General features: G+C 73.0%; 18 protein-coding genes and 3 pseudogenes. 10 read left to right on the top strand and 11 right to left on the bottom strand.

The features are described from left to right. Positions 1 to 140 precede the first annotated feature (140 nt). The 3 genes from D6270_RS07155 to D6270_RS07165 are packed head-to-tail and all read right to left on the bottom strand — an operon-like array spanning position 141 to position 2,767. Entirely contained in the window at positions 141 to 1,298 is a 1,158-nt protein-coding gene (locus D6270_RS07155; RefSeq protein ID WP_109166205.1) for an acetyl-CoA C-acetyltransferase, read from the bottom strand. 44 nt (positions 1,299 to 1,342) lie between these two features. Then, the gene (locus tag D6270_RS07160) at positions 1,343 to 1,954 is read right to left on the bottom strand and encodes a TetR/AcrR family transcriptional regulator (RefSeq protein ID WP_225976783.1); all 612 of its coding nucleotides are present in this window, start codon (positions 1,952 to 1,954) and stop codon (positions 1,343 to 1,345) included. 30 nt (positions 1,955 to 1,984) lie between these two features. Beyond that, the gene (locus tag D6270_RS07165; RefSeq protein WP_109166203.1) at positions 1,985 to 2,767 is read right to left on the bottom strand and encodes an SDR family oxidoreductase; all 783 of its coding nucleotides are present in this window, start codon (positions 2,765 to 2,767) and stop codon (positions 1,985 to 1,987) included. Positions 2,768 to 2,876: 109 nt separating this feature from the next. On the opposite strand from D6270_RS07165, the gene D6270_RS07170 reads away from it, so the two are divergent. Beyond that, positions 2,877 to 4,022 carry an acyl-CoA dehydrogenase family protein gene (locus D6270_RS07170; RefSeq protein ID WP_109166202.1) on the top strand — a complete coding sequence of 382 codons (1,146 nt, stop codon included), beginning with the start codon at positions 2,877 to 2,879 and terminating at the stop codon, positions 4,020 to 4,022. Then, complete coding sequence (locus tag D6270_RS07175; RefSeq protein ID WP_109166201.1) at positions 4,022 to 5,008, top strand: acyl-CoA dehydrogenase family protein; 987 nt, start codon at positions 4,022 to 4,024, stop codon at positions 5,006 to 5,008. The genes D6270_RS07170 and D6270_RS07175 overlap by 1 nt, the downstream gene beginning before the upstream one ends. Positions 5,009 to 5,113: 105 nt before the next feature. Here D6270_RS07175 and D6270_RS07180 read toward each other — a convergent pair whose 3' ends face one another. The 3 genes from D6270_RS07180 to D6270_RS07190 all read right to left on the bottom strand — a co-directional run bounded on the left by D6270_RS07180 (position 5,114) and on the right by D6270_RS07190 (position 6,963). Further along, positions 5,114 to 5,596, bottom strand: a complete 483-nt coding sequence (locus tag D6270_RS07180; protein WP_109167558.1) for a pyridoxamine 5'-phosphate oxidase family protein — start codon at positions 5,594 to 5,596, stop codon at positions 5,114 to 5,116. Positions 5,597 to 5,659: 63 nt separating this feature from the next. Next, on the bottom strand, positions 5,660 to 6,217 hold the full coding sequence (locus D6270_RS07185) for a HutD/Ves family protein (protein ID WP_109166200.1): 558 nt from the start codon (positions 6,215 to 6,217) through the stop codon (positions 5,660 to 5,662). Next, on the bottom strand, positions 6,214 to 6,963 hold the full coding sequence (locus D6270_RS07190; RefSeq protein ID WP_109166199.1) for a vWA domain-containing protein: 750 nt from the start codon (positions 6,961 to 6,963) through the stop codon (positions 6,214 to 6,216). Before D6270_RS07190 ends, D6270_RS07185 begins: the two co-directional genes overlap by 4 nt. Before the next feature lie 172 nt (positions 6,964 to 7,135). Between D6270_RS07190 and D6270_RS07195 the strand changes: the two genes are divergently transcribed. Beyond that, entirely contained in the window at positions 7,136 to 8,044 is a 909-nt protein-coding gene (locus D6270_RS07195; protein WP_109166198.1) for a rhomboid family intramembrane serine protease, read from the top strand. A 155-nt stretch (positions 8,045 to 8,199) separates the two neighbouring features. Here the strand turns inward: D6270_RS07195 and D6270_RS07200 are convergent, their stop codons facing one another. The 3 genes from D6270_RS07200 to D6270_RS07210 form a co-directional block, all read right to left on the bottom strand. Next, complete coding sequence (locus tag D6270_RS07200) at positions 8,200 to 9,660, bottom strand: glutamate synthase subunit beta (RefSeq protein WP_109166197.1); 1,461 nt, start codon at positions 9,658 to 9,660, stop codon at positions 8,200 to 8,202. Next, complete coding sequence (gene gltB / locus D6270_RS07205) at positions 9,653 to 14,212, bottom strand: glutamate synthase large subunit (protein WP_109166196.1); 4,560 nt, start codon at positions 14,210 to 14,212, stop codon at positions 9,653 to 9,655. The genes D6270_RS07200 and gltB overlap by 8 nt, the downstream gene beginning before the upstream one ends. A gap of 433 nt (positions 14,213 to 14,645) precedes the next feature. Beyond that, positions 14,646 to 15,377, bottom strand: coding sequence for a VIT1/CCC1 transporter family protein (locus D6270_RS07210; RefSeq protein WP_109166195.1), 732 nt, complete (start codon positions 15,375 to 15,377; stop codon positions 14,646 to 14,648). A gap of 297 nt (positions 15,378 to 15,674) precedes the next feature. Here D6270_RS07210 and D6270_RS07215 point away from each other — a divergent pair, with 297 nt between their 5' ends. The 7 genes and pseudogenes from D6270_RS07215 to D6270_RS07245 all read left to right on the top strand — a co-directional run bounded on the left by D6270_RS07215 (position 15,675) and on the right by D6270_RS07245 (position 24,210). Continuing rightward, positions 15,675 to 16,769 (top strand): ADP-ribosylglycohydrolase family protein, encoded by a 1,095-nt coding sequence (locus D6270_RS07215; protein WP_109166194.1) that lies wholly within the window; start codon positions 15,675 to 15,677, stop codon positions 16,767 to 16,769. 224 nt (positions 16,770 to 16,993) lie between these two features. Continuing rightward, positions 16,994 to 18,505 carry an ADP-ribosylglycohydrolase family protein gene (locus tag D6270_RS07220; RefSeq protein ID WP_225976784.1) on the top strand — a complete coding sequence of 504 codons (1,512 nt, stop codon included), beginning with the start codon at positions 16,994 to 16,996 and terminating at the stop codon, positions 18,503 to 18,505. Next, positions 18,429 to 19,624, top strand: a pseudogene (locus tag D6270_RS07225) (ADP-ribosylglycohydrolase family protein). Before D6270_RS07220 ends, D6270_RS07225 begins: the two are co-directional and overlap by 77 nt. Positions 19,625 to 19,737: 113 nt before the next feature. Continuing rightward, positions 19,738 to 21,276 (top strand): ADP-ribosylglycohydrolase family protein, encoded by a 1,539-nt coding sequence (locus D6270_RS07230; protein ID WP_109167557.1) that lies wholly within the window; start codon positions 19,738 to 19,740, stop codon positions 21,274 to 21,276. Then, positions 21,273 to 22,156 (top strand): annotated as a pseudogene (gene rbsK / locus D6270_RS07235) (ribokinase). Before D6270_RS07230 ends, rbsK begins: the two are co-directional and overlap by 4 nt. Beyond that, a complete protein-coding gene (locus D6270_RS07240; RefSeq protein ID WP_109166190.1) occupies positions 22,153 to 23,352 on the top strand; it encodes a CaiB/BaiF CoA transferase family protein in 1,200 nt (399 codons plus the stop codon). Before rbsK ends, D6270_RS07240 begins: the two are co-directional and overlap by 4 nt. An 11-nt stretch (positions 23,353 to 23,363) precedes the next feature. After that, positions 23,364 to 24,210 (top strand): annotated as a pseudogene (locus D6270_RS07245) (HpcH/HpaI aldolase/citrate lyase family protein). Between the two features lie 46 nt (positions 24,211 to 24,256). On the opposite strand, the gene lgt reads toward D6270_RS07245, so the two are convergent. Both lgt and D6270_RS07255 read right to left on the bottom strand, forming a co-directional pair. Continuing rightward, a complete protein-coding gene (lgt, locus tag D6270_RS07250) occupies positions 24,257 to 25,216 on the bottom strand; it encodes a prolipoprotein diacylglyceryl transferase (protein WP_109166189.1) in 960 nt (319 codons plus the stop codon). Between the two features lie 121 nt (positions 25,217 to 25,337). After that, a complete protein-coding gene (locus D6270_RS07255) occupies positions 25,338 to 26,165 on the bottom strand; it encodes a DsbA family protein (protein ID WP_109166188.1) in 828 nt (275 codons plus the stop codon). Positions 26,166 to 26,221: the final 56 nt, after the last annotated feature.

The following is a 26,221-nucleotide window of genomic DNA, read 5'->3' on the forward strand; positions in this document are numbered from 1 at the left end:
CAATAAAGCGCCTGAGGAAGCATTCCCGTCAGGCGCACATAAAGTTCATGGGTACCAAAACTGCAACGGGAACACCGTAGCACGTCCTCCCTGCGCGTGGTGGATCACGCCACGCCGGCCCCGAAGAAGCCGGGTCCTGGTCAGAGGCGTTCGACGATGGTGACGTTGGCCTGGCCGCCGCCCTCGCACATGGTCTGGAGCCCGTAGCGGCCCCCGGTGCGTTCCAGTTCGTGCAGGAGCGTGGTCATCAGCTTGGCGCCGGTCGCGCCGAGCGGGTGGCCGAGCGCGATGGCCCCGCCGTTGACGTTGACGCGCTCCGGGTCGGCGCCGGTCTCCTTCAGCCAGGCGAGGACGACCGGGGCGAAGGCCTCGTTGATCTCGACGAGGTCGATGGCGTCGATGGTGAGGCCGGTCTTCCTGAGGGCGTACGCGGTGGCGGGGATCGGCGCGGAGAGCATGCGGATCGGGTCCTCGCCCCGGACCGAGAGATGGTGGATCCGGGCGCGCGGGGTGAGGCCGTGTTCGGCGACGGCCCGCTCGGAGGCGATGAGCAGGGCGGCGGCCCCGTCGGAGACCTGCGAGGAACAGGCGGCGGTGATGGTGCCACCGGGGAGGACGGGGCTGAGGGCGGCCATCTTGGCCAGGGTGGTGTCGCGGCGCGGCCCCTCGTCCACGGTGACGTCCCCGTACGCGACGGTCTCCCGGGTGAAGCGGCCCTCGTCGATGGCGCGGACGGCGCGGCGGTGGGAGGTGAGGGCGAACTCCTCCATGTCCCGGCGGCTGATGTCCCACTTCTCGGCGATGAGCTGGGCGCCGTGGAACTGGTTGACGGGCGCGTCGCCGTACCGGGCGCGCCAGCCCTCGCTGCCCGCGTACGGCCCCTCGGTGAGGCCGAGGGGTGCGGCGGCCTGGCGGGAGGCGAAGGCGATGGGGATCTGGGTCATGTTCTGCGTGCCGCCCGCCACCACCAGGTCCTGGGTGCCGGAGAGGACGCCCTGGGTCGCGAAGTGGAGGGCCTGCTGCGAGGAGCCGCACTGCCGGTCGATGGTGACGCCCGGCACCTCTTCGGGCAGCCCGGCGGCCAGCCATGACGTACGGGCGATGTCCCCGGCCTGCGGTCCGACGGTGTCCAGGCAGCCGAAGACGACGTCCTCCACGGCCGCCGGGTCGACGCCCGCGCGGGCGACCAGCTCCCGCAGCACATGGGCGCCGAGGTCGGCGGGGTGGACGGCCCCGAGACCTCCCTTCCGCCGCCCGACGGGTGTCCGTACCGCTTCGACGATGTAGGCCTCGGCCATGGCTGCTGCTCCTCGGTCATCGAGAGGTGACTGGCAAGAGGTGGCTAGGTGCGCAGGGCGATCCCGTCCAGCACCATCGACAGGTACTGGCGGGCGATCTCTTCGGGGCTGTGGTGTCCGCCGGGCCGGTACCAGGAGGCCGCGACCCAGACGGTGTCGCGGACGAAGCGGTAGGTCAGGCGGATGTCCAGGTCGTCGCGGAAGGCGCCTTCGGCGACGCCGCGTTCCAGGGTGGAGAGCCAGAGCTTCTCGAACTTCGCCTGCGAGTCGGTGAGGTAGGCGAAGCGGGGCTGGGTGGCGAGGTGCCTGGACTCCTTCTGGTAGATCGCGACGGCGGGGCGGTGCCGGTCGATCTCCCGGAAGGACTCGGTGACCAGTGCCTCGATGGTCTCGCGGGGGCCGAGTCCGGCGGCCAGGACGGCGTCGTACCCCTGCCAGAGCTCGTCGAGGAAGGTGGAGAGGATCTCGTCGACCATCGATTCCTTGGAATCGAAGTGGTAGTAGAGGCTGCCGGCGAGCATCCCCGCCTCGTCCGCGATGCGGCGGACGGTGGTGGCGTTGTATCCCTGGGCGGCGAAGACCTCGGCGGCGGTGGCGAGGAGTTCGCCGCGCCGTTCGGGGGTGGGGGTCACCTGGGGCTTCTTCTTGGTAGGCACCCGTCCATTGTCCGCCCGCGGCCTGGGTGTTCACGCATGCTGGCTGCTGACGGCGACGACCTCACCGGTCATGTACGACGAGTAGCCGCTGGCCAGGAAGACGATCACGTTGGCGATCTCCCAGGGCTCGGCGTACCGGCCGAAGGCCTCCTTCTCCGTCAGCTCGGCGAGCAGTTCGGCGGAGGTGACCTTGGCCAGGTGGGGGTGGATGGCGAGGCTGGGGGCGACGGCGTTGACGCGGACGCCGTAGTCGGCGGCTTCGAGCGCGGCGCAGCGGGTGAGGGCCATGACACCGGCTTTGGCGGCGGCGTAGTGGGCCTGACCGCGCTGGGCGCGCCAGCCGACGACGGAGGCGTTGTTGACGATCACTCCCCCGGTGCCGGCGGCCTGGAGGGAGCGCAGGGCGGCGCGGGTGCAGCGGAAGGTGCCGTTGAGGGTGACGTCGAGGATCTTCGTCCACTGGCCGTCGGTCATCTCGGTGAGTTCGGCGGTCCCGCCGAGGCCCGCGTTGTTGACGACGATGTCGAGGCCGCCGTGGGCGTGTTCGGCGTGGGCGAAGAGGGCCCGTACCTGGTCCTCGTCGGTGACGTCGCAGGTCAGAGCGGTGACGCGGTCGGCACCGAACTCCTCGGCGAGGGCGTGCGCGCTCTCTTCGAGCCGCCGGGCGTGGGCGTCGCCGAGGACGACACGTGCGCCCTCCTCCAGGAAGCGGCGGGCGGTGGCGCCGCCGATCCCGGCTCCGGCGGCGGCGGTGACGACGGCGGTGCGGCCCGCCAGCAGTCCGTGGCCCGGCAGGTAGTCCGGTGCGCCCATCGGCCCATCCCCCTACTCCTCGACGGTGCTTGGGTCGTACGTTAACCTACCAAACACTTGTTAGGGAACCGCCTCGGCGTCAGTGCCGACCTCACGGAAGGCAGGCCCCATGGATCTGGCGCAGACGGAACGGACCGAGACGCTGCGGGCCGAGGCGCGGGGATGGCTGCGCGCCCATGTGCCCGCCCGGCCGCTCCCCTCCCTGGAGACCGCCGAGGGGTTCGCCGCGCACCGGGAGTGGGAGGCCGAGCTGCACGCGGGCGGGTGGTCGGCGGTCGCCTGGCCCGAGGAGTACGGGGGCCGGGGCGCGGATCTCTTCGGGTGGCTGTCGTTCGAGGAGGAGTACTGGGCGGCGGGCGCCCCCGGCCGGGTCTCGCAGAACGGGATCAGCCTCCTCGCCCCGACCCTCTTCGACCACGGCACCGCCGAGCAGCGGGCCCGGGTGCTGCCCCCGATGGCGGGCGGCGAGGTGATCTGGGCGCAGGCCTGGTCGGAGCCGGAGGCCGGGTCGGACCTGGCGGCGCTGCGGTCGCGGGCGGTGCGGACGGAGGGCGGCTGGCTGCTGTCGGGGCAGAAGACGTGGTCGTCGCGGGCGGCGTTCGCGGACCGGGCGTTCGGGATCTTCCGTACGGACCCGGGGGCGGTGAAGCCGCACCAGGGGCTCACGTACCTGATGTTCGGGCTGCGGGAGCCCGGGGTCACGGTCCGGCCGATCGGGCGGCTGGACGGGAAGCCCGCGTTCGCCGAGGTCTTCCTGGACGAGGTCTTCGTACCGGACGCGGATGTCATCGGGGAGCCGGGGCAGGGCTGGCGCATCGCGATGTCGGCCACCGGCGACGAGCGCGGCCTCGCCCTCCGCTCCCCCGGCCGCTTCCTGGCCGCCGCCGACCGGCTGACGTCCCTGTGGCGGGAGGCGGGCGACCCTGCGGACACGGCGGTGCGCGACCGGGTGGCGGACGCGGTGATCGGGGCACGGGCGTACCGGCTGTTCACGGCCGCCTCGGCGTCCCGGTTCGCGGCGGGGGCGGCGCTCGGGGCGGAGTCCAGCCTGAACAAGGTGTTCTGGTCGCAGTTCGACATCGCGCTGCACGAGACGGCACTCGATCTGCTCGGCCCGGACGCGGAGGCGGCGGACGGGGCGTGGGCGGAGGGGTACGTGTTCGCGCTGGCGGGGCCGGTCTACGCGGGGACGAACGAGATCCAGCGCGACATCATCGCCGAGCGGCTCCTCGGTCTGCCGAAGGGACGGCGCTGATGCCGTTCCTCCTGGACGACGAGCAGCGGGAGTTCGCGCGCTCACTGGACGCGCTGCTGACGGCGGCCGACACACCTGCGGTCGTACGGGCGTGGGCCGCCGGGGACCACGGACCGGGGCTGGCCCTGTGGCGGCGGCTCGCGGACGCGGGGGTGTTCGCGCTGGCGGTTCCGGAGGCGTACGGGGGCGTGGGTCCGCTCCCGGTGGAGACGGCCGTCGCGTTCGTGGAGCTGGGCCGCCACGGGGTGCCGGGGCCGGTGGTGGAGAGCGTGGCGGCGGGGGTGCTGCTGGGGGCGGTGGGCGGGCCGGTCGCCCAGGAGTGGTTGCCGAGGATCGCCTCCGGTACGGCGGTGGTGACGCTGGTCCTGGAGGGGTACGGGCCGTACGCGCTGGACGCGGACGCGGCGGACGCGGTGTTCACGGCGACCGGGGACGGGCTGCGGCTGGCACCGGGGCACGGAGAGCCGACGCGCTCCATGGACCCGGCGCGGCGGCTCTTCCGGCCCGGGGCGGGCGGCGAAGGGGTGGCGGCCGGTCCACGGGTGCGCGAGGCGGCCCGGGCGGCGGGCACCTGGGCCACGTTCGCGACGGCGGCCCAAGCGCTGGGCTGCGGCGAGGAGTTGCTGCGGGCGACGGTGGCGTACGCCAAGCAGCGCACCCAGTTCGGGGTGCCCGTCGGCTCCTTTCAGGCCCTCAAGCACCGCCTCGCGGACACCCTGCTCGGCCTGGAGTTCGCACGCCCGTTGCTGTACGGGGCGGCGGTGGAGCTGGCCGAGGGGACGCCCGGCGCCGGGGCGGCGGTAGCGGCGGCGAAGGTGGCGACGGGCGAGGCCGGGTACGCGGCGGCCCGCACCGCGCTGCAACTGCACGGCGCGGTGGGGTACACCGAGGAGCTGGACCTCGCGTGGTGGCTGCGCCGGGCCCGGCCGCTGCGGGACGCGTGGGGGACGCCGTCGGCGTGCCGGGGGCGGGTGCTGGCGAGGTGAGGCGAGCTGATCTGTACGCCGGGTTCGGTCGCCCTCCAGCGGGCACGTCCGCCGGAACACCCCCTCAGGCCCCCGGCGGCTCAGGCAACCGGCCCCGGAGCACCGTCACTTCCGGCGTACCGTCCGCAGCGGCTGCCCCGGCCGCCAGGACTGGATGACCAGTTCCTCGTCGTCCAGCCCGATCCGGACCGCCTCCGTCAGCTCGGCCCGGAAGAGGAGGAACGGTTCGGGCGGAGTGGCGTCGTCGACGAAGCGGGCGAGGTAGGCGGGGTCGGTGATCTCCACGGCCCGCCCGCTGACGCGGACATCGCCGTCGTTCATCTCGGCGTCGGGCCCCGGGTTGGCGTGGAACGCGAAGCGGGGATCGCGGCGCAGGTCCAGGGCCTTGCGGGAGTCCGGCATCATGCCGAGCAGCAGTTCACCGAAGCGGAAGTCGGCCTCCAGGCCGGTGACCCGGGGCGCCCCGTCCTTCCGCACCGTGGCGAGGACATGGTGCTTGTAGAGCTGGAAACGGCGGCGCACGGTGTCGGCGAAGGCGGGCTCGGCGGTGCTGAAAGCGCCCCAGGAGAGCGGTGAGGAAGACGTCATGACCGCCATCGAACACCCGATACCCGACACCTTCTGTCCGGTTTCGCCGACCGTCTCTCCCACTCACACGTCCGAGAACGTGATGACCACCGCCTGGCCCATCGTCCGCAGCACCCCGGGCGATCCGCCCTCGGCCAGCACCGCGTCGTAGCGGTCGAGTCGGATGTCCGTCCCGTCGAGTACGGCCCCGTCGTCGAGGGAGAGGGCCAGCACCGCGCCGCCCGGAGGCGCCATCAGGCGTACGGTGCCGCAGACGACCGCGGTCTCCGCCCGCGTACGCCCCCTGCGGTGCATGACGTTGAGGTTGACGACGGGTCCGGCCAGCAGGAAGCCCTCGGTGGGCCGGTCGCCGGGGAAGTCGTGCGGCCACAGCGGCTCGTCCACGATGTGGTGCTCGCCGCCGACGACCAGGTCCATACCCGCGCCCTCGACGACGGTCAGGGTGCGGTCCACCCCGGGGAAGTCGGAGAACGGCCCGTCGGCGGTGACGTCGGCGAGGCTCACCCGCCACTCGAACCCGTCAGCCTCTCCAGGAGAGGCGGCGACCTCACGGGTGAGCCCGCCGCCGTTCTTCCAGGCGACGGGCGTACGGTCGGCGGCGCGCAGGATCCGGGCGGTCATCGGACGATCCCCTGGGCCTCGGCGGCGGCCAGCCAGGACGGGAATTCGGCGACCAGCCGGTCGTACAGCTCGGCGTCCGGCACCTTCCGGGGGTCGAGGCCCGCGTGGAAGTACCCGGCGTTGTCGACGGCCCGCTTGGCGGGGACGGCCAGCTCGTCCAGCTTGCGCAGGAAGTCGAACTGGCGGCTGCGGGTGTCGCCGAAGCCGATGAACTGCCAGAACAGCGGCAGCTTCGCCGCCTTGCAGAGGTAGCGTTCGGCGGCGAGCTTGCTGGTGGGCCCGCCGTCCGTCTGGAAGACGACCAGGGCGGGTTCGGTTGAGCCGCTGTCGAGGTAGTGGTCGATGACCTCGTCCATGGCGACGTGGTAGTTCGTGCGGCCCATGTGCCCGAGGTTCGCCACGATCTTGTCGATGATGCCGTGGTGCTCGCTCAGCCCGGCCTCCCCGAACCCGTCGATATCGGTGGAGAAGAAGACGACGGGGACGCGTCCGTCGTCGTCGAGATGGGCCGAGAGGCCCAGCACCCGGTCGGCCAGCGCCTGGACGGTGCCGTCCTTGTAGTAGTCCCGCATCGAGCCGGAGTAGTCGAGGACCAGGTAGACGGCGGCCCGCCGGCCGTTCAGTCCGTGCTTCTCCAACGAGACGCCGGCGCTCTTGTAGAGGCTGACGAGGCCGGGAGCCGCCTCCTGGACCTTGGTCAGGCTGATGGCCGGGCCGGTGGCGGCCGCCGTGTTCACGCCGTGCATGGCGCCCCCCTTCGTGCGGTCCGTGCTCTTCGGACCAGAGCTTAGGGCCTGTCGTCGAACTGCCGTGTGCCCCAGCGGCGCCCCCGGCTCCGGAGTGCTCGGCACCGGTTCGCTATCTTGATCGCCGCCGACCACACCGGCCCCGCATCGCACCCCAGTGAAGGAGCCGGTCATGGAGGCCGCCGCCACCACGTGTTACCGCCATCCCTCGTACGAGACGTATGTCCGCTGCACCCGCTGCGAGCGCACCATCTGCCCCGACTGCATGCGCGAGGCCTCGGTCGGCCACCACTGCCCGGAGTGCGTGCAGGAGGGACAGCGCTCGGTGCGGCGGGCCCGGACCGTGTTCGGCGGTGCGGTCTCCGGGGCGCCGGCTCCGGTGGTGACGTACGTCCTGATGGCGCTGAACATCCTGGTCTACCTCGGCGAGGTGGTGCGGCCCGAGATCGTGGACCGGTTCGCGGTGCTCGGTGCCGCGCTGACCGGGCCGGGCGGGGAGCAGTACTACTACCGGGGCGAGACGTACGTCGGGTACGAGCTGACGGGCATCGCGGACGGCGAGTGGTACCGGCTGGTGACCGGGGCCTTCCTGCATCTGCCGCCGGACGCCTCGTTCGGCGTGATGCACCTGCTGTTCAACATGTTCGCGCTGTGGAACATCGGCCGGGTGGTGGAGGGGCAGCTCGGCCGGGCCCGCTATCTGGCGCTGTATCTGCTGTCGGCGGTGGGCGGTTCGGTCGCGGTGTATCTGCTGGCCCCGGACACCTCCACCGTGGGCGCCTCGGGTGCTGTGTTCGGTCTCGCCGCGTCGTACTGGGTGATCAACCGGCGGCTCGGCCGGGACATGGCGGCGGTGAACCGGTTCATGGCCGGGTTTCTGCTCTGGATGGTGCTCTCGGCCCTCTTCACCTCGTGGCAGGGGCACCTGGGCGGACTGCTGACCGGGGCGCTGGTGACGTACGGACTCGCCTACGCGCCGGCGAAGCTGCGGACCGGGCCGGTGCAGCTGGCGGGCGGGGTGGTGCTGGCGGGCCTGTTCGCGGTGGCGGTGGCGGTGCGGACCTCGGCTTTGACCGGCTGAGCCCGGACAAAGGAGCTGCCCCCGGACGCGCCACGGCGCCCACTGAGTCCGGTCGGGGACAGGCGGGCGCCGCGTTCAGTTCCGTACGCCGTTGTACGGGACGTCTGTGTGGGGCTCCCCCGGGCCGCGTGGACCAGGGGGAACCCGGGTGGTGCTCAGACCAGCAGAGACCGGTCCGTCGGGCGGATCGGAGCCGGCAGTGCGCTGGTCCCGGTCAGGAAGCGGTCCACGCCGCGGGCGGCGGAGCGGCCCTCGGCGATCGCCCAGACGATCAGCGACTGACCGCGGCCCGCGTCACCGGCGACATAGACGCCGTCGACGTTGGTCGCGTAGCTCTCGTCGCGGGCGACGTTGCCGCGCTCGTCGAGCTCCAGACCGAACTGCTGGACCAGACCGTTGGACTGGTCGGTTCCGGTGAAGCCCATGGCGAGGGTGACGAGCTGCGCGGGGATGCGCCGCTCCGTGCCGGGCTTCTGCTCCAGCTTACCGCCCTTGAACTCGACCTCGACCAGGTGGAGGGCCGCGACGTTCCCGTCCTCGTCGCCCTCGAAGTGGGTGGTGGAGACGGAGTAGACCCGCTCGCCGCCCTCCTCGTGCGCGGAGGTGACCTTGTAGAGCATCGGGAAGGTCGGCCACGGCTGGTTCGCGTTCCGGTCCTCGCCCGGCTTCGGCATGATCTCCAGCTGGGTGACGGAGGCCGCGCCCTGGCGATGGGCGGTGCCCACGCAGTCGGCGCCGGTGTCGCCGCCGCCGATGACGACGACGTGCTTGCCCTCGGCGGTGATCGGGGGAACGGTGAGGTCGCCCTCCTGCACCTTGTTGGCGAGCGGCAGGTACTCCATCGCGAAGTGGATGCCGCCCAGCTCACGGCCGGGGACCGGCAGGTCGCGGGAGACGGTGGCACCGGCCGCGATGACGACCGCGTCGTAGCGGCGGCGGAGCTTGGCGGCGTCGATGTCCTGGCCGATCTCCACCCCCGTGCGGAACTTGGTGCCCTCCAGGCGCATCTGCTCGATGCGGCGGTTGATGTGCGACTTCTCCATCTTGAACTCGGGGATGCCGTAGCGGAGGAGGCCCCCGATGCGGTCCGCGCGCTCGTAGACGACGACGGTGTGGCCGGCCCGGGTCAGCTGCTGGGCGGCGGCGAGTCCCGCCGGGCCGGAGCCGATGACCGCGACGGTCTTGCCGGAGAGGCGCTCGGGCGGCTGCGGGGTGACGTCGCCGCTGTCCCACGCCTTGTCGATGATGGCGACTTCGACGTTCTTGATGGTGACGGCCGGCTGGTTGATGCCGAGGACGCACGCCGACTCGCACGGGGCCGGGCAGAGCCGCCCGGTGAACTCCGGGAAGTTGTTCGTGGCGTGCAGCCGCTCGGAGGCGGCGGTCCAGTCCTCGCGGTAGGCGTAGTCGTTCCACTCGGGGATGAGGTTCCCCAGCGGGCAGCCGTTGTGGCAGAACGGGATGCCGCAGTCCATGCAGCGGCCGGCCTGCTTGCTGATGATCGGGAGCAGCGAGCCCGGAACGTAGACCTCGTTCCAGTCCTTGACGCGCTCGGCCACGGGGCGGGTCTGGGCGACCTCGCGTCCGGTGGTCAGGAAGCCCTTGGGGTCAGCCATTGGTCGCCGCCTCCATCATCTTCTCGGTGGTCTCCTGCTCGGAGAGACCGGCGAGCTCAGCGGCGTCCTTGGCGGCGAGCACTGCCTTGTACGTGGACGGGATGATCTTGCTGAAGCGGGTCACGGCGGTGTCCCACTCGGCGAGGAGCTTCTCCGCGACGGTGGAGCCGGTCTCCTCGTGGTGGCGGCGCACGACGTCGTGCAGCCACTGCCGGTCGGTGTCCGTGAGCTCCTCGACCGCGCCGAGGTTGCCGACGTTGACGTTGTCGCGGTCCAGGTCGATGACGTACGCGACGCCGCCCGACATACCGGCGGCGAAGTTGCGGCCGGTCTCGCCGAGGACGACCGCCTGGCCGCCGGTCATGTACTCGCAGCCGTGGTCGCCGACGCCTTCGGAGACGACGAGGGCGCCGGAGTTGCGGACGCAGAAGCGCTCGCCGGTGCGGCCGCGCAGGAACAGCTCGCCGCCGGTGGCTCCGTAGCCGATGGTGTTTCCGGCGATGGTGCTGTACTCGGCGAGGTGGTCGGCGCCCCGGTCCGGGCGGACGATCACGCGGCCGCCGGAGAGGCCCTTGCCGACGTAGTCGTTGGCGTCGCCCTCCAGGCGCAGGGTGACCCCGCTCGGGAGGAAGGCGCCGAAGGACTGGCCGGCCGAGCCGGTGAAGGTGATGTCGACGGTGTTCTCGGGCAGGCCCGCACCGCCGAACTTCTTCGTCACCTCGTGGCCGAGCATGGTGCCGACCGTGCGGTTGATGTTGCGGATGGCGACCTGGGCCCGGACCGGCTGGGCGGCCTCGGGGCTGTCGGCGCCGAGCGCGTCGGCGGCCAGCTTGATCAGCTGGTTGTCGAGTGCCTTGGTCAGACCGTGGTCCTGCTCCACGATCCGGTGGCGGACCGCGCCCTCGGGCAGCTCGGGCACGTGGAAGAGCGGGGTGAGGTCGAGGCCCTGCGCCTTCCAGTGGGTGATCGCCCGGTCCTTGTCGAGGAGTTCGGCGTGGCCGACGGCCTCCTCGATGGTGCGGAAGCCCAGCTCGGCGAGGATCTCGCGGACCTCTTCGGCGATGAACTCGAAGAAGTTGACGACGTACTCGGCCTTGCCGGAGAACCGGTCGCGGAGCACCGGGTTCTGGGTGGCGATACCGACCGGGCAGGTGTCCAGGTGGCAGACGCGCATCATGACGCAGCCCGAGACGACGAGCGGCGCGGTCGCGAAACCGAACTCCTCGGCGCCGAGCAGCGCGGCGATCACGACGTCGCGGCCGGTCTTGAGCTGGCCGTCGGTCTGGACGACGATGCGGTCCCGCAGCCCGTTGAGCAGCAGCGTCTGCTGGGTCTCGGCGAGACCCAGCTCCCAGGGGCCGCCCGCGTGCTTGAGCGAGGTGAGCGGGGATGCGCCGGTTCCGCCGTCGTGGCCGGAGATGAGGACGACGTCCGCGTGGGCCTTGGAGACACCGGCGGCGACCGTGCCGACGCCGACCTCGGAGACCAGCTTCACGTGGATGCGGGCCTGCGGGTTGGCGTTCTTGAGGTCGTGGATCAGCTGCGCGAGGTCTTCGATGGAGTAGATGTCGTGGTGCGGCGGCGGCGAGATGAGGCCGACGCCGGGCGTCGAGTGCCGCGTCTTGGCGACCCACGGGTAGACCTTGTGGCCGGGCAGCTGGCCGCCCTCGCCGGGCTTGGCGCCCTGGGCCATCTTGATCTGGATGTCGTCCGCGTTGACCAGGTATTCGCTGGTCACACCGAAGCGGCCGGAGGCGACCTGCTTGATGGAGGAGCGGCGCGCCGGGTCGTAGAGGCGGTCGGCGTCCTCGCCGCCTTCGCCGGTGTTGGACTTCCCGCCGAGCTGGTTCATCGCGATGGCGAGGGTCTCGTGCGCCTCGCGGGAGATGGAGCCGTACGACATGGCGCCGGTGGAGAACCGCTTGACGATCTCCGAGGCGGGCTCCACCTCGTCGATGGAGATCGGGGCACGGCCTGAGGTGAAGCCGAAGAGGCCGCGGAGCGTCATCAGCCGCTCGGACTGCTCGTTCACCCGGTCCGTGTACTGCTTGAAGATGTCGTACCGCCGGTTGCGGGTGGCGTGCTGGAGGCGGAAGACCGTTTCCGGGTCGAACAGGTGCGGCTCGCCCTCGCGGCGCCACTGGTACTCGCCGCCGATCTCCAGCGCGCGGTGCGAGGCCGCGATACCGGAGGCGGGGTACGCCTTGGTGTGCCGGGCGGCGACCTCCTTGGCGACGATCTCCAGGCCGGCGCCGCCGATCTTGGTGGCGGTGCCGTTGAAGTACGTCGTGACGAAGTCCTCGTCCAGGCCGACGGCCTCGAAGACCTGGGCGCCACGGTAGGAGGCGACGGTGGAGATGCCCATCTTGGACATGACCTTGAGGACGCCCTTGCCGAGCGCGTAGATCAGGTTCCGGATGGCCTGCTCGGCCTCGATGCCCTCGATGAACGTGCCGGCGCGGACCAGGTCCTCGACGGACTCCATCGCGAGGTAAGGGTTGACCGCGGCGGCGCCGTAACCGATGAGCAGGGCGACGTGGTGGACCTCGCGGACGTCCCCGGCCTCGACCAGCAGGCCCACCTGGGTGCGCTGCTTGGTGCGGATGAGGTGGTGGTGGACGGCGGAGGTGAGCAGCAGCGAGGGGATCGGGGCGTGCTCGGCGTCGGAGTGCCGGTCGGAGAGGACGATGAGGCGGGCGCCGTCCTCGATGGCGGTGTCGACCTCGTCGCAGATCTTCTCCAGCCGGGCGGCCAGGGCGTCGCCGCCGCCGCTGACCCGGTAGAGGCCGGAGAGGGTGGCGGCGCGCATGCCCGGCATGTCGCCGTCGGCGTTGATGTGTATCAGCTTGGCGAGCTCGTCGTTGTCGATCACCGGGAACGGCAGCGTGACGCTGCGGGCCGCGGCGGCGGTCGGCTCCAGGATGTTGCCCTGGGGGCCGAGCGAGGAGCGCAGCGAGGTGACGAGCTCCTCGCGGATGGCGTCCAGCGGCGGGTTGGTGACCTGGGCGAAGAGCTGGGTGAAGTAGTCGAAGAGGAGCCGGGGGCGCTCGGAGAGCGCGGCGATCGGCGAGTCGGTGCCCATGGAGCCGAGCGGCTCACCGGCGGTGCGGGCCATCGGCGCGAGGATGACGCGCAGCTCTTCCTCGGTGTAGCCGAAGGTCTGCTGGCGGCGGGTGACCGAGGCGTGGGTGTGCACGATGTGCTCACGCTCGGGCAGGTCGCTCAGCTCGATCTCGCCGGTCTCCAGCCACTCCTGGTAGGGCTGCTCGGCGGCGAGGGACGCCTTGATCTCGTCGTCCTCGATGATGCGGTGCTCGGCGGTGTCGACGAGGAACATCCGACCGGGCTGAAGGCGGCCCTTGCGGACGACCTTCGCCGGGTCGATGTCCAGGACGCCGACCTCGGAGGAGAGCACGACGAGGCCGTCGTCGGTGACCCAGTAGCGGCCGGGGCGCAGCCCGTTGCGGTCGAGGACCGCGCCGACCTGGACGCCGTCGGTGAAGGTGACGCAGGCCGGGCCGTCCCAGGGCTCCATCATCGCGGAGTGGTACTGGTAGAAGGCGCGCCGGGCCGGGTCCATGGAGTCGTGGTTCTCCCACGCCTCGGGGACCATCATCAGCACCGCGTGCGGCAGCGAGCGCCCGCCGAGGTGGAGCAGCTCCAGGACCTCGTCGAAGGAGGCCGAGTCGGAGGCGTCCGGGGTGCAGACGGGGAAGATCCGGTCCAGCTGCTCGGAGCCGAAGAGGGAGGAGGCGAGCTGGGACTCCCGGGCCTTCATCCAGTTGCGGTTGCCCTTGACCGTGTTGATCTCGCCGTTGTGCGCGACGAAGCGGTACGGGTGGGCCAGCGGCCAGCTCGGGAAGGTGTTGGTCGAGAAGCGGGAGTGGACCAGCGCGACCGTGGAGGCGAAGCGGCGGTCGGAGAGGTCCGGGAAGAAGGGCTCCAGCTGCCCGGTGGTGAGCATGCCCTTGTAGACGATGGTGCGGGCGGAGAGCGAGGGGAAGTACACCCCGGCCTCACGCTCGGCACGCTTGCGCAGGACGAACGCCTTGCGGTCCAGGACGATGCCGGTGGACTCGCCGTCGGCGACGAAGAGCTGGCGGAAGGTGGGCATGGTGGCGCGGGCGCCGTTGCCGAGAAGTGCGGGGGTGACCGGGACGTCGCGCCAGCCGAGGACGGTGAGGCCCTCCTGGGTGGCGATCTCCTCGATCGTGCGGACGGCCTCGGTGGAACCGTCGGCGGGGAGGAAGGCGATACCGACGGCGTACGAACCCGCCTCGGGAAGCTCGAAAGGGGTCTCGGCGCGCAGGAAGGCGTCGGGGACCTGGCAGAGGATGCCGGCGCCGTCGCCGGAGTCGGGCTCGGAGCCGGTGGCGCCGCGGTGTTCGAGGTTGCGCAGTACGGTCAGCGCCTGCTCGACCAGCTCATGGCTGGCCACACCGGTCAGAGTGGCCACGAACCCGACGCCACAGGCGTCGTGCTCGTTACGGGGGTCGTACATCCCCTGCTGGGCGGGGCGACCGTCCATGGGCGACCAGGCGTCGATACGCATCGGCTCTCCCGTCGTCGTCGTGGCATTTGCGGTGCCGAGGGACGACGTTGGCCCTCTGCGAAATTTCGTGCAGGTTACATGATGGGGCGCTTCTCAAGAAGCGGAAGGCTTGTTCCAACATACGGACACCGTGGTGACCGGAAGTTACTGGGTGACCAGAGGTGACCGGCTGACCAGGGGTGGGTCGCTGTCGGAACGATCGGCGCCCGGGGGACCCGCAGAGAGCAGGCGTCGTTGCCTGCGGTGCCTACGGCTCATGCCCGGCGGCAAAGGAAACGAAACCACCGGGTAACGGCTACTTATGTGCAGCCCTGCATAGAGTCTCATTTTACGGCGGCGGGGTCCGCCCCGCCCAGAGGGCGGCGCCAAGACGTACGTCACACGGGTTGCCCCACGGTTAAGCCGTTCGGGCGGTCCTGTTACGCCCGTGCGGTCAGCCGGCCGCCACACCGAAGAGCGTGCCCAGCCCGTACGTCAGGGCCGCAGCGGCGCCGCCGAGGGCGAGCTGGCGCAGTCCGCTGAACCACCAGCTGCGGGCCGTCACCCGGGCCACCACCGCGCCGCAGCCGAAGAGGCCGGCCAGGGCGAGGAGCACCGAGGGCCACAGGGCGCTCGCGCCGAGGAGGTAGGGCAGGACGGGGAGCAGGGCACCGAGGGCGAAGGCGCCGAAAGAAGAGGCGGCGGCCACGAGCGGGGAGGGCAGGTCGTTCGGGTCGATGCCCAGCTCCTCGCGGGCGTGGATCTCCAGCGCCTGCTCCGGGTCGCGCGAGAGCTGCCGGGCCACCTCGCCGGCCAGTGGGGCATCCACGCCCCGGGCCTCGTAGAGCGCGGCCAGCTCGGCCATCTCGTCCTTGGGGTGCTTACGCAGCTCCCGGCGCTCCACGGCCAGCTCGGCCTCCACCAGCTCGCGCTGCGAGGCGACGGAGGTGTACTCACCGGCCGCCATGGAGAACGCGCCGGCGGCCAGGCCCGCGAGCCCCGTGATCACGATGGTCTGCTGCGAGACCGCGCCGCCCGCGACACCGGTCATCAGGGCGAGGTTGGAGACCAGACCGTCCATGGCGCCGAAGACGGCGGGGCGCAGCCAGCCGCCGTTCACGTCCCGGTGGGTGTGGTTGTCCCGGTGCGCCTCGTGCAGGACGGCGTCGGTCTCGATGATGGCCACGGTCTACGTCTCCCCTTGTTCCCCCGGCGGGCCGTCACCCCACCAAGCGGTTACCTGTACAACTTTCGACAAAGTCCAAGGTACGCCGGACGGGCGACCTCCGCCAGCAAGGCAGGCCTGACTTACCACCCCTCTGACCTGCGAAGAAAGGCCAGGCTCAGCTTTCCTGGCCGGTCATCCGAGTGGCCCCTTTCTGCCGCCGTCCGACCTCCGGCCGCGCCCCACGTGGCACATATGCGGACAGGGCCCGGAAACGGACCCGGAATCGGACGCGCCGGACGAGCGGAGGGCGACGCCATGGACACGGCCGTCGGCAAGGAACGGGCCAGGGGCGCACTGCTGGGTCTGGCGGTCGGGGACGCGCTCGGCGCCCCGGCGGAGAATCTGCGGCCCTCGGAGATCCGCCGCCGCTGGGGGCGGATCGAGGGGTTCGTGAGCGAGGACCCGGCGGGCACCGACGACACGGAGTACGCGATCTTCTCCGGGCTGCTGCTGGCCCGGCACGGCTCCGCGCTCACCGTCTCCCAGGTGGAGCGGGCCTGGCACCACTGGATCGCCGATCTCGACGAGGGCCCGTTCCGGGGCGCCGGGTTCAGTGAGCGCGGCACCCTGGAGAACCTGCGCCGGGGCCTCGCCGCACCGATCTCGGCCCAGCACCGGCACGCCTGGAGCGACGGCCTCGCGATGCGCGCGGCCCCCTTCGGGGTGTTCGCGGCGGGACGCCCCGCCGAGGCGGCCCGGCTGGTGGCGGTGGACGGCCGGGTGAGCCACGAGGGTGAGGGGATCTACGGGGGCCAGGCGGTGGCGGCCGGGGTGGCGGCGGCCATGGTCGGCGCGGGCCTCGCCTCGGTGATCGCGGCGGCGCTGTCGGTGGTCCCGATGGACTCCTGGACGGCCCGCTCACTGCGCCGCGCGGTGGCAGCGGCCCAGCGCCCGTACCCGGACCGCCTCACGATGGAGCGGGCGGTGCGCTCGGCGGTGGTGATCGGCGGCTACCCGTGGACGGATCTGGCGCCGGAGGCGGTGGGCCTGGCCTTCGGAGCGTTCACGGCGGCCCGGGGGGACTTCCGTACGGCGGTGCTGACGGCCGTGAACATGGGCCGCGACGCGGATACGACGGCGGCGGTGGCGGGGGCCCTGGCCGGGGCGCTGCACGGGGCGGTCGCGATCCCGCCGGAGTGGGCGTCGGCGATCGGCCCGGTGCGGGGCAGCTGCCTGCCCTCGATGCGGGGGTACCACGTGCTGGACATCGCGGACCGGCTGACACCGGAGGGGGCGGAGGCGGTGGGGAGCCCGCAGGAGCGGGGCGGCGGAGGTCGCGAGCCCTCGGCGGTACGGGAGATGGCGTCGGTATCGGCCGACTTCGAGCCCGTACGGGAGGAGCGGCGATGACGACGGCAGGCGAGCCGCGACCCCGTACGGGAGGACCGACCATGGCGACGACAGGCCAGCCTCCACCCGGTACAGGACGACCGACCACAGCCACGACGGACCAGCCCCCACCTCGCACAGGACGACCGACCACAACCACGACCGACCAGCCCCCACCCCGCACAGGACGACCCACCACGACCACGACGGGCGAGGCGGCTGCGGGAGCCGCGGCCGTACACGAGATGAACGGTGCTCCGGCGGTATCCGGGTCCGGCCTCCCGGCGGCGGAGGCCTGCGTGCGGTCCTGGCCGGCGGCCCCGGGGCGAGCCCCGGTGGCCGACGGGCCACCGGATGCTCCGGGCCTCGCGGCGGCGGAGGCCGAGCGTGAGGGGCCCAGCTCTCCGGGGACCGCCGCCCCGGACCGCACACCGGGTGACCCCGGGCCCGTCCGGGGCCCGGAAGCGACGGTGGCGCCCGAGACCCGCGAGCAGGCACGCACGCCCGAGCGAGCGCCCCGCCCGGCAGATCCCGGTGCCCCCGCCCCCTCCCGCCGCGCCCGTATCGAGGGCCTGCTCCTCGGGCTCGCCTCCGGGGACGCCGCCGGGTGGCCGGCCGCGCGGCATCGGGCGGCCCGGATGCCCGAGTGGACGCGGCGGCTCACCCGGGAGCTGGACACCTTCGCCGAGCAGAACGCGACCACCACGCTCCCCGTGCCCATCGCGCTCAACCAGCCGCCCGAGCCGCTGCGGCTCGGGCCGTCCGACGACGCCGAGTGGGCCGCGTTCGCCGCCCGTACGGTGCTGGCGGCGGCCGACGACGCGGACGGCCTCTCCCCGGGGCGCCGGATGCGGGACGCGGTGGACCGGGCCTGGAACGCGCTGGCCGCCACCGTCGCCGCCGCGAGCGCCCGGGCCCCCGAGGTGGAGGCGGCGGTGCTGCCGCTGCGGGCCCGGATCTCGGTGCGGGCCGGGCTCGGCAATCTGGCCGCCGGGCTGCGGCCGCCCGCCACCGGGCACGACAACCCGCACTACTTCGACGACGCCGCCTGCGTACGGGCCGCCGTCCTCGCCGTCGTCCACCCGGGCGCCCCCGAGGAGGCGGCGGCGCTCGCGGAGTTCGACGCCCGCTACACCCAGGACGGCGACGGGGTGCACGGGGCCCGCGCCATGGCCGCCGCGATCGCCGTGGCGCTGTCCGGGGCGGACGTGGACACGGTGGTGAACGCCGCCCTCGCCCAGCTCCCCGGCGGCACCGAGATCGCCCGCAACGCCGAACACGCGGTCCGCCTGGCCCGGGAGTTCGCGGACGAGCCCGCCGGGGCGTTCTCCCTGGTCCCGGTCCTGGAGCACCAGATCGTGGACCACGTCTACAGCTACGGGATCGCCGCCGCCGAGACCGTACCCGTCGCCCTGGCCCTCACCACCGCGGCTCGCGGCGAGATCGCCCAGGCCGTCCCGGCCGCCGCCTGTCTCTCCCGGGTCGCGGACTCCGCGCCCGCCCTGGCCGGAGCGCTGACCGGGGCGATCGGCTCGGTCACCGCCGTACCGGCGGGCTGGCGCGAGGCGTGCCGGACGCTCGCGGGCTGTGCGCTCCCCCGGCTCGCGGGCGTGGATCTGATCGAACTCGCCGGGTTGCTCGCAGCCACGGAACCGGACACCCCGGGTGGACAATTCCGGCATGACGCCCACAACGGCCACGGCAGCCGAGCCCGTCCCCGCCCCCTCGACACCGCACTCCCCTCCCGGCCTCGATGACCGCATCACCCGGGCCCTCGTCGGCGCCGCCGTCGGGGACGCCCTCGGCGGCCCGGTCGAGGGCTGGACGCCCGAGCAGATCGCCGAGCGCCACGGCGGCCGGGTGACCGGGATCGTCGGCCCCTGGCACGGCGAGAACTGGCGCACCGCACGCCCCATCGCCCCGTACCACAAGGGCGACGGGCACGTCACCGACGACACCCTGATGACCCACGCCCTGGTCCGGGTCTACGACCGCGTACGCGACCACCTCGACGCGTACGCCGTCGCCGATCACCTCGTACCGGATCTGCTCTCCCCGCGCTGGATCCCGGAGCTGGAGGCGGACGCCCTCCCCTCCAGCGGATCTTCCTGGCGGAGAAGTGGATCGTGGCCCGGCTGCACTACGGGCACGTCGACCCGCGCGAGGCCGGCGCGGGGAACATCGTCAACTGCGGGGCCGCGATGTACATGGCCCCGGTCGGGCTGGTGAACGCCGGGCACCCGGAGGCCGCTTACGCCGAGGCGCTGGAGGTCGCCGCGCCCCACCAGTCCTCCTACGGGCGGGAGGCCGCCGGGGTCTTCGCCGCCGCCGTGGCCGCCGCCTGCCGCCCGGGCGCGACGCCGGGCACGGTGGTCGACGCGGCCCTCGCGCTCGCGAAGGACGGCACCCGGTCCGCGATCGAAGCCGTCTGCGAAGTCGCCGCGCACCACGACGACTTCGAGTCCGCGCTCGCCCCGCTGCGCGCCGCCGTGGAGCCGTTCGACACCGTCGGCCCCGACTACCGCTCCCCCTCGCTCGGCGCCCGCCGCCCCTCCCGGCTGCACGCCATCGAGGAACTGCCCATCGCCCTGGGCATGTTGCTGGTCGGAGGCGGCGACTACCGGCGTACGGTGCTCGGTTCGGTCAACTACGGGCGGGACTGCGACTCCATCGCCACGATGAGCGGCGCCATCGCGGGCGCGCTGGGCGGTGAGGTCCCGGACGACTGGGCGGAGACGGTGGCGGAGGCGAGCCGGCTGGACCTTCAGGCCCCGGCCCGGACCCTGGCGCGGGTGACCCGGGAGGTCTTCGCCCGGGACCTGGAGCGCCGCCGGGCCCACGAGGAGGCCTTCACCGCGCTGGCAGGCACGCGGTGAGCGTCGACCTGAGCGGGGCACGGTCCGGAGGCCCTTACGCGTGCACCACCCGGGCCCAGCCCGAGGCCCCGCATGCCCCTACGCCCCAGGGCCCGCCCGTCCGCCTCACCTGGGTGCAGCCCGAGGACCTGGTCGGGCACGAGCTGCGGCAGGCCGCGCAGGACGGGCGGGACGCCCGGGGGATCGAGGAGCGGTGGTACGCGGCCGGGGGCTCCCCCGCCCCGGACCGTGCGGGCGCCTCCGAGCCGGCCGCATCACCGCGCCTGCGCGCACTGGCCGGTGAGCTGCTGGACGAACTCGCCACGCTGGAATCGCCGTTGGCGGCCGACGAGCCGACCGGCCTGGACGGGATCGTGGCCGCCTGCCCGCAGTGGCCGGGACCCCCGGAGACCGGCCCGGCGGTCGCGGGCCGGGCCGGGGCGGCCGCCGCCAGCCGGGGCGGAATCGCCGTCGCGGGCCGCGATCAGGCGCCGGCCGGACCGGACCCGACACGCGCCACCGGCCTGGACGGGACGGCCGGTGGCGGGCAGGACGGGACGGCCACCACCGGCCGGGACAGGCTGCCCGACGCCGGCCGGGACCGCACGCCCGCCATCACCCTCGCCCGCCTGCACGCCGCCTGGCTCGGCCGGGCGGCCGGCTGTCTGCTCGGGAAGCCGGTGGAGAAACTGCCGCTGCACGGCATCCGCGCCCTCGCCCGCGCCACCGGCAACTGGCCCCTCACCACCTATTTCACCGCACACGGCGTACCCGCCGAACTCCTCGCCGCCCACCCCTGGAACCGCCGCTCGGCCCCCACCTCGCTCGCCGAGAACATCGACGGCATGCCGGAGGACGACGACCTCAACTACCCTCTCCTCACCCTGCTGTTGCTCCAACGGCACGGGCGCTCCTTCACCACCGCCGACCTGGCCCGCCTCTGGCTGGACGAACTCCCGGCGGGCCGCACCTTCACCGCCGAGCGGATCGCGTACGGCAATCTCCTCGCGGGCGTCGAACCCCCGCGGACCGCCCGCCTCCGCAACCCCTTCCGTGAGTGGATCGGCGCCCAGATCCGGGCCGATGTGCACGGCTGGACCCACCCCGGCGACCCGGCCGGAGCAGCCGCGCAGGCCCACCGCGACGCGGTCCTGACCCACACCGCCAACGGGGTCTACGGCGCGATGTTCACGGCGGCCGCGCTCGCCGCGGCAGCGGGCGGTGAGAGCGATGTGCACGGCTGCCTGGCCGCCGGGCTGCGGGTGGTGCCGCCGCATTCGCGGTACGCCCGGGCGGTCCGGCTGGGCATCGGAACGGCGTGCGCGGAAGGGGAGTTCGACACCGTCGTGGACCGGCTGCACGCCGCGTATGCCGGCACCCACCACTGGGTACACGTGCTGCCCAACGCCGCCCTCGTCGCCGCCGCTCTCACCCACGCCGACGGCGACTTCACCCGGTCGATCGGCAACGCGGTCTCGGGCGGCTGGGACACCGACTCCAACGGGGCCACCGCCGGCTCCCTCGCCGGACTCCTCGCGGGCACCCCGGCCGCCCTGCCCGACCACTGGACGGCCCCTCTGAAGAACCGCCTCGCCACCTCCGTACCCGGCTTCGGCCAGGTCGGCTTCGACACCCTCGCCGCACTGACCCACCAGGAGGCTCTGCGCCCATGACCCGTATCGCGGTGCTCGGCAGCACCAACATGGATCTCGTCGCCTACACCGCCCGCGCCCCGGAACGCGGGGAGACGGTCACCGGCCGGGAGTTCCGGACCGTCCCCGGCGGCAAGGGCGCCAACCAGGCCGTCGCCGCCGCCCACGCGGGCGGCGAGGTGACGATGATCGGCGCGGTCGGCGACGACGCGTACGGCGCCCAGCTGCGCGACGGCCTCGAACACGCCGGTGTCGACACGGACTTGCTGCACACCGCCGAGGGCCCCAGCGGCACCGCGCACATCGTGGTGGACGACTCCGGGTCCAACGCCATCGTGGTGATCCCCGGCGCCAACGGCGTCGTCACCGCGCTCGGCCCCGGCGAGATCGCGGCCATCGCCGCCGCCGACCTGCTGCTGATGCAGCTCGAACTCCCGCTCTCCGCCGTCGTGGAGGGCGCCCGCGCCGCCCGCGCCCAGGGCGTACGGACCATCCTCACCCCCTCCCCCGTACAGCCACTGCCCGATGAACTCCTGGACCACATCGACCTGCTGGTGCCCAACGAGCACGAGGCCGCCGAACTCTCCGGACAGGCCGAACCGCACGCGGCGGCGGAGATCCTGCTGCGCCAGGTGCCCGAGGTGATCATCACGCTCGGTGCGAGGGGCAGCCTGTACGCGGCCCGGGGCGGCGAGCCGGTGCTGTTCGAGGCGCCCGAGGTGCGGGCCGTCGACACGACCGGGGCCGGGGACACCTTCGTCGGGGCGCTGGCGGTGGCGCTCGGGGAGGGCGGCCGGTGGCGAAGGCGCTGGCGTTCGCCTCCTCGGCCGCCGCCCTCTGCGTCCAGAGGCCGGGCGCGTCCACGTCCATGCCGTACCGCAGCGAGATCGAGGCAGCATGAGTACGACAGCGACAGGGCCCCTGACCGGGCTGAAGGTGATCGACCTTGCCACCCTCTTCGCCGGGCCGCTCGCCGCCACCATGCTCGGGGACTTCGGCGCCGATGTGATCAAGGTGGAGCACCCCAGCAAGCCGGACCCCTCACGTGGGCACGGGCCCGCCAAGGACGGGGTCGGCCTGTGGTGGAAGCTGCTCGGCCGCAACAAGCGCACCCTGACGCTGGACCTGTCCGCCCCCGGCGGCCGGGACGTGCTCCTCCAGCTGGCCGCCGAGACCGACGTCATCGTCGAGAACTTCCGGCCGGGGACCCTGGAGCGCTGGGGCCTCGGACCGGACGAGCTGCGTGCCGTCAACCCTCGGCTGGTGCTGGCGCGGGTCACCGGCTTCGGGCAGTTCGGGCCGTACGCGCACCGGCCCGGGTTCGGCACGCTGGCCGAGGCGATGAGCGGGTTCGCGGCGATCACCGGGGAGCCGGACGGGCCACCGACGCTGCCGCCGTTCGGGCTGGCGGACTCCATCGCGGCGCTGGCGACGGCGTACGCGGTGATGGCCGCGCTCGCCGGGCGGGAGAGGACGGGCGAGGGGCAGGTGGTGGACCTGGCGATCATCGAACCGATCCTGACCGTGCTGGGGCCGCAGCCGCTCTGGTACGACCAGCTCGGCTACGTCCAGCCGCGCACCGGCAACCGCTCCCGCAACAACGCCCCGCGCAACACCTACCGCACCGCCGACGGCCACTGGGTCGCGGTCTCCACCTCCGCCCAGTCCGTCGCCGAGCGGGTGATGCGGCTGGTGGGCCGCCCGGAGCTGATCGAGGAGCCCTGGTTCGGCGCGGGCACCACCCGGGCCGAACACACGGAGGAGCTGGACGAGGCCGTCGGCCACTGGATCTCCCGCCACAGCCGCGAGGAGGTGCTGAACGGCTTCGAGAAGGCGGAGGCGGCCGTGGCGCCGATCCATGACGTACGGGAGGTGATGGAGGATCCGCAGTACCGGGCGCTGGGCACGATCGCCGAGGTCGACGACCCGGAGTTGGGGCCGCTGCGGATGCAGAACGTCCTCTTCCGGCTCTCGGAGACCCCGGGCGCCATCCGCTGGGCGGGCCGCCCGCACGGCGCGGACACCGAGGAGATCCTGGCCGGGCTCGGCCTCTCGGAGAACCGGATCGCCGCGCTGCGGGACCAGGGGGCGCTGTGAACGGCCGGCCGATCCCGGGTCCGCCGCTGCCGGAGGGCCTCCTCCGCCGGTCGGCAGGCCCCCGCTGACCTGGCTGTACGTCCCCGGGACCGGCCGGAGGTGGTGGCGAAGGCGCTCGGCTGCGGGGCGGACGTGGTGATCGTCGACCTGGAGGACGCCGTCGCCCCCGACCGTAAGGAGTACGCGCGCGCCGCCACCGCCGAACTCCTCGCCGACCCGGTGACCACCGCCGACGCCGTGCCGGTCCATGTCCGGGTGCACGGCGAGGACGACATCCGGGCGCTGATGGCGCTCCCGGGCCTCTCCGGTCTCCGGCTGCCGAAGATCACGCACGCGGTCTCCGTGCACCATGTGGCGGCGGTGGCACCCGGCGTACCGCTCTATCCGCTCCTGGAGTCGGCGCTCGCCATGGAGCACGCGTACTCGATCGCCTCGGCCGACCCCGCCGTCCGGGGCATCGCGCTGGGCGAGGCGGATCTCCGTGCCGATCTCGGCGTACGGGAGGACAGCGGGCTGGACTGGTCGCGCAGCCGGCTGGTGGTGGCGGCCCGGGCGGCCGCGCTGCCGCCGCCCGCGCAGTCGGTCTTCCCGGACGTACGGGACCTGGACGGGCTGTGGGCCTCGTGCGTACGGGGGCGGGGGCTCGGGCTGCTGGGCCGGGCGGCGATCCATCCGCGTCAGCTGGAGGTGATCGAGAGGGCGTTTTGGCCGTCGGCCCGGGAGATCGAGGCGGCGGAGGAGATCGTCGCGGCGTCGGCGGTGGAGGCGGGGGCGCTGGCACTGCCCGACGGGCGGTTCGTGGACGCGGCGGTGGTGGCGTCGGCGCGCCGCACACTGGCGATCGCCGGGCGGTCCTGAGGTTCCCCAGGTCCGCCCGGCGATCGGGGGCAGTGCGTGCGCGAGGTCAGCGCTTGTCGGCGGCCTCGGGGGCGGAGTCCTCGGCCGGGGCCTCGGCGTCCGCCGTGTCCGTGTCCTTCTTCAGCGGGTCGCCGGAGGTCTCGGGGGCGTCCGTGTCCTCGGGCTCGTCCTTCTTCGCGGCGGCCTCCGCGTCCCGGTCCGGCTCCACGATCTCCTCGCGGCCCGGGCGGAGCTTCGCGGAGATCACGATGTAGGCGACGGCGAGGGCGAAGACGGTGATCGCGGTCCACACGTTCAGGCGCAGGCCGAGGACGTGGTGGGCCTCGTCGACCCGCATGTACTCGATCCAGCCGCGACCGGCGCAGTAGGCCGCGACGTACAGCGCGAACGCCCGTCCGTGGCCGAGCTTGAAGCGGCGGTCGGCCCAGATGACCAGCAGCGCGACGCCGACGCACCACAGCGACTCGTAGAGGAAGGTCGGGTGGTACGTCCCGGCGACCCGGTTGGGGCCCTCGCTGATCTCCAGCGCCCAGGGGAGGTCGGTCGGCTTGCCGTACAGCTCCTGGTTGAACCAGTTGCCCCAGCGGCCGATCGCCTGGGCGATGGCGATACCGGGGGCCAGCGCGTCCGCCCAGGCGGGCAGCGGGATGCCCCGGCGGCGGCAGCCGATCCACGCGCCGACCGCGCCGAGGGCGATGGCGCCCCAGATGCCGAGGCCGCCCTCCCAGATCTTGAAGGCGTCGACCCAGTTCTGGCCGTCGCTGAAGTAGAGCTGGTAGTCGGTGATCACGTGGTAGAGCCGGCCGCCGACGAGGCCGAAGGGCACGGCCCAGACGGCGATGTCGGCGACGGTGCCCGCTCTGCCGCCACGGGCGACCCAGCGCTTGTTGCCGATCCAGACGGCGACGAAGACACCGATGATGATGCAGAACGCGTAGCCGCGGAGCGGGATCGGGCCGAGCTCGATCACGCCGGTCGACGGGCTGGGAATGGAGGCAAGGTTCATGACGGGGTCGACGCTACCTTGCCGGGCGGTGGGTACGGCAAGCCACCCGGCAACGTCTGGATAACGAGGGCCCGGTCACGGGCCCGTGCCGCCCGCCCCTCGGAGGGCTCCCCCGCGCCCCTCAGGAAGCGGGCGCGGACGGGGTGGCGGTGCCGGGCTTCTTGCCCTTGTTGGCCTCGGCGACCCACTTCTTCAGGTTCTCCACGGAGATCTGCTCGTCGCCCTTCTTCGGGAAGATCGACTCGCCGTTGAGGAGGGCGGTCGGGGTGCCCTGGAAGCCGCCCTCACGGAACGCCGTGTCGGACTTCTGGACCCAGCTGTCGTGCTCGCCGCTCTCCACACAGCTGCGGAAGCCCGGCGTGTCGAGGCCTTCGACCTCGCCGGCCAGCTCGATCAGCCGGCTGTTCTTGGCGAAGGCGTCGTCGGGCTCGGGGGGCTGGTTGCGGAAGAGCACGTCGTGGTAGGGGGCGAACTTGCCGACGTCCTGGGCGCAGGCGGCGGCGTTGGCGGCGCGCAGCGAGCCCTTGCCGCCGAGGTTGCCGTCGATGATCGTGGCCAGGTGGTACTCCACCTTGAGCTGACCCGCTTCGACCAGCTCGGTGACGGTGTCCCGGAAGGCGTTCTCGAACTGGGCGCAGACCGGGCAGCGGAAGTCCTCCCAGATCGTGAGCGTGGACGGGGCGTCGGAGGCGCCGACCGGGAGGGTCAGGGAGTCCTCGCCGGTCGCCCCCGACGGGGTGATGGCGGGGCCGGAGGCGCTGTCGCCGCCACTGTCCTTGCCCACGTTGGCCGCGATCAGGCCGACCACGGCGGCCAGCGCCAGGACGCCGACCACGGCGGAGGAGACGATCAGCGTACGGCGGCGCTTCTCGCGGCCCTTCTCCCGCTCGCGCTGCTGGGCCAGGCGCTCACGCGCACTTCGGTTTCCCTCAGGAATCTTGTCGCTCACACCCGCAGCAACGAACCGGGGAGGCACGTACGCGCCTCCCCGGTCCATATTCCACC

It is taken from the genome of Streptomyces griseus subsp. griseus (assembly GCF_003610995.1).
GTDB lineage: Bacteria > Actinomycetota > Actinomycetes > Streptomycetales > Streptomycetaceae > Streptomyces.

Excerpts from the sequence above, each read along its gene's own strand:
- D6270_RS07155 (WP_109166205.1), bottom strand. The coding sequence starts at position 1,298 with ATGGCCGAGGCCTACATCGTCGAAGCGGTACGGACACCCGTCGGGCGG.
- D6270_RS07165 (WP_109166203.1), bottom strand. The coding sequence starts at position 2,767 with ATGGGCGCACCGGACTACCTGCCGGGCCACGGACTGCTGGCGGGCCGC.
- D6270_RS07170 (WP_109166202.1), top strand. The coding sequence starts at position 2,877 with ATGGATCTGGCGCAGACGGAACGGACCGAGACGCTGCGGGCCGAGGCG.
- D6270_RS07175 (WP_109166201.1), top strand. The coding sequence starts at position 4,022 with ATGCCGTTCCTCCTGGACGACGAGCAGCGGGAGTTCGCGCGCTCACTG.
- D6270_RS07180 (WP_109167558.1), bottom strand. The coding sequence starts at position 5,596 with ATGACGTCTTCCTCACCGCTCTCCTGGGGCGCTTTCAGCACCGCCGAG.
- D6270_RS07185 (WP_109166200.1), bottom strand. The coding sequence starts at position 6,217 with ATGACCGCCCGGATCCTGCGCGCCGCCGACCGTACGCCCGTCGCCTGG.
- D6270_RS07190 (WP_109166199.1), bottom strand. The coding sequence starts at position 6,963 with ATGCACGGCGTGAACACGGCGGCCGCCACCGGCCCGGCCATCAGCCTG.
- D6270_RS07195 (WP_109166198.1), top strand. The coding sequence starts at position 7,136 with ATGGAGGCCGCCGCCACCACGTGTTACCGCCATCCCTCGTACGAGACG.
- D6270_RS07200 (WP_109166197.1), bottom strand. The coding sequence starts at position 9,660 with ATGGCTGACCCCAAGGGCTTCCTGACCACCGGACGCGAGGTCGCCCAG.
- gltB (WP_109166196.1), bottom strand. The coding sequence starts at position 14,212 with ATGCGTATCGACGCCTGGTCGCCCATGGACGGTCGCCCCGCCCAGCAG.
- D6270_RS07215 (WP_109166194.1), top strand. The coding sequence starts at position 15,675 with ATGGACACGGCCGTCGGCAAGGAACGGGCCAGGGGCGCACTGCTGGGT.
- D6270_RS07220 (WP_225976784.1), top strand. The coding sequence starts at position 16,994 with ATGAACGGTGCTCCGGCGGTATCCGGGTCCGGCCTCCCGGCGGCGGAG.
- D6270_RS07240 (WP_109166190.1), top strand. The coding sequence starts at position 22,153 with ATGAGTACGACAGCGACAGGGCCCCTGACCGGGCTGAAGGTGATCGAC.
- lgt (WP_109166189.1), bottom strand. The coding sequence starts at position 25,216 with ATGAACCTTGCCTCCATTCCCAGCCCGTCGACCGGCGTGATCGAGCTC.